5 protein-coding genes are annotated in these 5808 nt (G+C 76.9%); 3 read left to right on the top strand and 2 right to left on the bottom strand.

The genetic code is table 11. The features are described 5' to 3' along the window. The first annotated feature begins 42 nt into the window (after positions 1-42). Positions 43-1185, top strand: coding sequence for an exo-alpha-sialidase (locus RIF68_RS24910; RefSeq protein WP_309053536.1), 1143 nt, complete (start codon positions 43-45; stop codon positions 1183-1185). Between the two features lie 73 nt (positions 1186-1258). Here the strand turns inward: RIF68_RS24910 and RIF68_RS24905 are convergent, their stop codons facing one another. Then, a complete protein-coding gene (locus tag RIF68_RS24905) occupies positions 1259-1936 on the bottom strand; it encodes a uracil-DNA glycosylase (RefSeq protein WP_309053534.1) in 678 nt (225 codons plus the stop codon). 134 nt (positions 1937-2070) lie between these two features. Here RIF68_RS24905 and RIF68_RS24900 point away from each other — a divergent pair, with 134 nt between their 5' ends. Together RIF68_RS24900 and RIF68_RS24895 are read left to right on the top strand one after the other, a co-directional pair. After that, complete coding sequence (locus RIF68_RS24900) at positions 2071-3072, top strand: BadF/BadG/BcrA/BcrD ATPase family protein (RefSeq protein ID WP_309053535.1); 1002 nt, start codon at positions 2071-2073, stop codon at positions 3070-3072. A gap of 124 nt (positions 3073-3196) precedes the next feature. After that, a complete protein-coding gene (locus RIF68_RS24895) occupies positions 3197-4117 on the top strand; it encodes a hypothetical protein (RefSeq protein ID WP_309053533.1) in 921 nt (306 codons plus the stop codon). A gap of 78 nt (positions 4118-4195) precedes the next feature. Here RIF68_RS24895 and RIF68_RS24890 read toward each other — a convergent pair whose 3' ends face one another. Then, positions 4196-5293, bottom strand: a complete 1098-nt coding sequence (locus RIF68_RS24890) for a lactonase family protein (RefSeq protein WP_309053532.1) — start codon at positions 5291-5293, stop codon at positions 4196-4198. Between the last annotated feature and the right edge of the window lie 515 nt (positions 5294-5808).

The following is a 5808-nucleotide window of genomic DNA, read 5'->3' as shown; positions in this document are numbered from 1 at the left end:
CCCCGGGCGCGCGGGCGCGAGTGTCGGCGGAGGTCGTTGTCGGTGGCCGGGTGCAGACTGGCCCGTATCCGCGACAACGGCGTCCTGGAGGTGGCAGCCATGCCCGACGTACTCCTCACCGTAGGCACCCGGAAGGGTCTCTTCATCGGCCGCAGGCGCGCGGGCCGGTGGGAGTTCGACGACGATCCGTGCTTTCCCGCGCAGGCGGTGTACTCGGTCGCCATCGACACCCGCCGGCCGGTCCCGCGCCTGCTGGCCGGCGGGGACAGCGCCCACTGGGGGCCCTCCGTCTTCCACTCCGACGACCTCGGCAGGACGTGGACGGAACCGGCCCGGCCCGCGGTGCGGTTCCCCGAGGACACCGGAACGTCCCTGGAGCGGGTCTGGCAGCTGCATCCCGCGCCCGCGCACTCCCCCGACGTCGTGTACGCGGGCACCGAGCCGGCCGCGCTGTTCCGCTCGGCGGACGGCGGCGAGACCTTCGAGCTGGTGCGGCCCCTGTGGGAGCACCCCACCCGTTCCCGGTGGGTGCCCGGCGGAGGCGGCGAGGCCGTGCACACCGTCGTCACGGACCGGCGTACGGCGGATGCGCTGACGGTCGCGGTCTCGACCGCCGGCGTCTTCCGCTCCCTGGACGGCGGCGCCTCCTGGGATCCGTCGAACCGGGGAGTCTCCGCGGTCTTCCTGCCCGATCCCCACCCGGAGTTCGGGCAGTGCGTGCACAAGATCGCCCAGGACGCGGGCAATCCGGACCGGCTCTATCTCCAGAACCACTGGGGCGTCTTCCGCAGCGACGACGGCGGAGCCGCCTGGACCGACATCGGCGAGGGGCTGCCCTCGGACTTCGGCTTCGCCGTGGCCGCGCACCCGCACCGCCCCGACACCGCCTACGTCTTCCCGATCACCGCCGACTCCGACCGGGTCCCGGCCGGGCGCCGCTGCCGGGTCTACCGCACGGCGGACGCCGGGGCGACCTGGGAGCCCCTGACCCTGGGCCTGCCGGAGAGCGCCCACTACGGAACGGTGCTGCGGGACGCGCTCTGCACGGACGACGCCGACCCTGCGGGCGTCTACTTCGGCAACCGGAACGGCGAGGTGTACGCGAGCGCCGACGACGGCGACAGCTGGCGGCTGCTCGCCGAACACCTCCCCGACGTGCTCTGCGTCAGAGCCGCGGTGGTGTGACCCGGGACCCGCCTCTCCGGCTCTCCGGTCCCGGGCGGGACCAAGGGGCCGGGCGGCCCCGGGACGATGCCGGTCAGGGCAGGCGCCAGTCCACCGGCTGAGCGCCCAGGCCGAGCAGCATCTCGTTGGCCCGGCTGAACGGACGTGAGCCGAAGAAGCCCCGGTCCGCCGACATCGGGGAGGGATGCGCCGACTCGATCGCCGGCAGCCCGCCGAGGAGCGGACGGGCGTTGCGGGCGTCACGTCCCCAGAGGATGGAGACCATCGGCTTGCCGCGGGCCGCGAGGGCCCGGATGGCCTGCTCGGTGACCTCCTCCCAGCCCTTGCCCCGGTGGGCGCCCGGCTTGCGGGGCGCCGTCGTGAGGGCCCTGTTGAGCAGGAGGACGCCCTGCCGGGTCCACGGGGTGAGGTCGCCGTTCGACGGGCGGGGCAGGCCGAGATCGGTGTGCAACTCCCGGAAGATGTTCTCCAGGCTGCCGGGCAGCGAGCGCACCTCGGGCGCGACGGAGAAGCTGAGCCCCATCGCCATCCCCGGCGTGGGGTAGGGGTCCTGACCCACGATCAGGACCCGTACCTCGTCGAAGGGCTGCTGGAAGGCCCGCAGCACGTTCTGCCCCGAGGGCAGGTACGTACGGCCGGCGGCGATCTCGGTCCGCAGGAAGTCGCCCATCGCGGCGATCCGTCCCGCCACGGGGCTCAGGGCCTCCGCCCAGCCGGGCTCCACCAGTTCGTTCAAGGGTCGCGCTGTCACGGTCCGTCACTCTACCGGCCTACAGTGACAACGGGTTCCGAACTGCCCGCCGCTCCCCCGCTCCCCTACTCCGAGGACGGTGCACCGTGGTCTCCGTGGCTCCCGAGCTTCCCGAACTGCCCGAACTGCCGGAGGTGGTCGCGCCGGATCCCACGGGCCCGGTGGACGAGCCCTCCGGAGGGCTCGTCGTCGGCGTCGACTCGGGGGGCTCCGGATTCCGTCTCGCCCTGGCCGAGGCCGGGACCGGAACCGTCCTGGAACGCGCCGCCTCGCGCGAACCGATCCGCACGGGCCCCGGCGGGATCTCCGCCGGGCACTTCCTCGAACAGGTCCTTCCGGCCGTCGCCGCCCTGCGCGCCCGCACCGGGCGGCGGCCGGTCCTGGCGGTGGCCGTGGGCGCAGCCGGGATGGCGACCCTGGGCGACGAACTGCGGGCCGAGCTGCCGGGGGCGCTCGCCGCCGCCTGGGGGGCCCGCCGACTCGCCCTCGCGGGCGACGCCGTCACCGCCTACGTGGGGGCGCTCGGCCGCAGGCCCGGCGCGGTCGTGGCGGGCGGCACGGGAATGATCGCGCTCGGTACGGACCTGAGGACCTGGCGCCGTGCGGACGGCTGGGGCCACCTCCTGGGGGACTGCGGAAGCGGCGCCTGGATCGGGCGGGCGGGACTGGAGGCGGCGCTGCGCGCCCACGACGGACGGCGCGGGGGTTCGACGGCCCTGCTGGCGCGGGCGGAGCGGCTGTTCGGGCCGGCGCAGGGCCTGCCGGGCGCGCTGTACCCGCGGACCGACCGGCCCGCGGTCCTGGCCTCCTTCGCGCCGGAGGTGGCGCTCTGCGCGGCCGAGGACCCGGTTGCGGCGGCCGTCCTGGCGGAGGCGGCGCGGCACGTGGCCGAGGCGGCCGAGGCGGTGTGCCCGCCCGGGGCCGGTGCGGCCGTCGCCCTGACGGGCGGCCTGTTCAAGATCGGCGACCCCCTGCTCGTACCGCTGCGGGCCGAGCTCGCCCAGCGGCTGCCGCACGCCAGGACGGTCGCTCCGGCGGGTGATCCGCTGGACGGGGCGGTGGAGCTGGCCGCGGCGCTGGCCCGCGACGAACCGGGGCTCCCGGAGGACCCGTCACTGCTGCGGCTTTTCGGCTGACCGAACGGTATCCGCCCAGGTGGGGGGCGGTGCGCGCGCTCCGGACCGGACATATGCGGACGGAAGGCGCTCGACCGCACCTCACCCGACCCGGTGTCGTACGAAACCAGTAGCATGCGGCGCCATGAGCTCCCCCACTGGGCCTGCTTCCGGCCTGCCTGTACGAATGCCGCGCCCCCGTCAGTCCGGGCGGCACCGTCGCCCCGAACCCGCGGCGGCGCCCGAGGGCGCTCCCGCGCTGGTTCTCGCCGTTCCCGGCGTGCCGTCCGACGCCATACGCGCGCTGGCCGACGAGGTCGTCAGCATCGCGCGCTCCGAGCTGCCCGGCCTGGAGGCCGTGGTCGGCTTCCTCGAGGGCGACGACGTCGCCCACCCGGCACTCGCGACCGTCCTGTCGGCGGCCGACCGGCTGCGCACCGAGCGGTACGAGATCGCCGTGGCGGCCGGCCGCGAGGCCAGCGCCCCCGAGGGCCCGGCCGCGGTGGTGGTGCCGCTGCTCGCCGGCCCCGACAACGCCCTGATGCGCCAGGTGCGCCAGGCGGTCATGGACAGCGGCAACACCGCCGAGCTGACGGACGTCCTCGGCCCGCACCCGCTGCTGGCGGAGGCCCTGCACGTGCGGCTGTCGGAGGCGGGCCTGGCCCGCGCCGACCGCGCCCGTCTCTTCACGGTCGCCACGGCGGCCGACGGCATCATCCTGGCCACGGTCGGTGGCGAGGAGGCGGTGCAGGCGGCGGGGATCACGGGCATGCTGCTCGCCGCCCGCCTCGCGGTGCCGGTGATGGCCGCCGCGCTCGACCAGGAGGGTTCCATCGCCTCCGTGGCCGCGCAGCTGCGCGGCGCCGGTTCGGTGCAGCTGGCCCTCGCCCCGTACCTGATCGGCCCGGAGCTGGCCGAGGGTCTGCTCGACGAGGCGTCGAAGGAGGCGGGCTGCGCGGCGGCCGAGGCCCTGGGGGCGTACCCGGCCATCGGCAAGCTGGTGCTGTCCCAGTACTCGGCGGCGCTCGGCCTGCCGCAGCAGCCGCAGGGCGCCCCGTCGCTCTGACGGTCGCCGACCGCCGCTCCTGGCGCACGCAGGGCCCGCACCGGACCTCTCCGGTGCGGGCCCTGCCGCGTACGCGGATCAGGCGAGGACGACGCAGGACGCCGCCGGGGCCTCGACCGACCCCGCCCGGACCGGGATCCCGGTCGCGGGGTCGAGGTCGAACCAGGTCACGTCACCCGAGCGTTCGTTGGCCGCGTAGAGCCGTGTCCCCGTGGGGTCGAGGGTGAGGTCGCGGGGCCAGGAACCGCCGCACGGCACGGAGGTGACGAGCGTGACCCCCGCGCCGTCGGCGTCGAGGGCGAGCACGGCGAGGGTGTCGTCGCCGCGCACGGCGGCCCACAGGTGGCGGCCGTCCGGTGCCACCACGACCTCGGAGGGGTAGCACGGGCCCGCGGGGGTGCCGTCGGGGACGACCCGGGTCTCGCCGAGCGGCGTGAGGACGCCCGCCCCGGCGTCCCAGCGGCAGACGGTGACGGTCGGTTCCAGCTCGTTCAGTACGTAGGCGTGGCCGCCGGACGGATGGAAGGCGAGGTGACGCGGCCCGGTGCCGGGGCGCAGCGCGGTCTCCCCGTGGAGCGTCAGCGCCCCCGTCGCGGGGTCGAGCGCGCAGATCCGTACGGAGTCGGTCCCGAGGTCCACGCTCACCACCCACCGCCCCCCGGGCGCGGGCAGCACCTGGTGGGCGTGCGGTCCGGCCTGGCGCCCGGCGTGGGGCCCGCCTCCGTCGTGCCGCAGCACGCCGGTGACGGGCCGGGGGCCGCCGTCCGCCGCCAGGGGCACGACGCTCACGCTGCCGGAACCGTAGTTGGCGGTCAGGACGTGGCCCGCGTGGTGGGTGAGGTGGGTGGGGCTGTCCCCGTGGACCGGGACGGGTTCACCGAGGAGCCGGGGCACGGGGCCGGTGACGTCGAAGGCGGCGACAGCGCCGTGCGACGTCTCGGAGACGGCGTGGAGGACGGGCCCCGCGAGGGCGAGGAAGGAGGGGTCGGCGACGGTGTCGGTGGCCCCCGTGACGGTCAGCGCGCCGGTCGCCGCGTCCACGTCGGCGGCGATCACCCCCCGTCCGCCGGCGGACGTGAACGACCCGATGTACGCCCGCGTGGCGGGCCGGCCTCCAGGGCGCGGGCGCTCCCCACCGGCCCGGGTCTCCGTCCCTCCACCCCACGCCTGCTCCATGCCGGTCCTCCTCTGTCCTGGTGCCGCGCTCCGGCGCCGACCGCCCGGTCGGTCCGAACGGCCGTGATCGTCGGGCCGACGGTAGCAGGCGGTCTAGACCAAAGGGGCGGCTTCGGCCGGCCCGGCGCCGCCGGGGAGGGACGGAGGGGCGGACCGGGCCGCGGCCGAGGGGCCCTCGGGCGCCCTGCCGGGGCGGAGGTGCGGGCCGGCCGCTGCGCCGCGACCGGCGGGCCGGTGGGCACCCTGCCGGGACGGAGGTGCGGGCGCGCCTCGGCGCCGCGACGGGGCCCGGGCGGGTGGCCACCAGAGGGGCGTGCCGGTACGCGCGGCGGGGGGTGCTGTCGGGCGCCAGGCCGGGGCGGCGACGCCTGCGCCGCCCGTCGCGCCGGGACGGGGCCCGGGCGGGTGGCGCCCACCAGAGGTGTGCCGGTGCGCGCGGCCGGGCGGGGGCCGTCGGGCCTGCCGGGACGGCGACACCCGCGCGACCAGGGAGGGCCGCGCGGCACCACCGCGCC

Source organism: Streptomyces sp. (assembly GCF_031178505.1).
GTDB lineage: Bacteria > Actinomycetota > Actinomycetes > Streptomycetales > Streptomycetaceae > Streptomyces > Streptomyces gulbargensis.
This window is presented reverse-complemented; position numbering and strand designations above follow the sequence as displayed.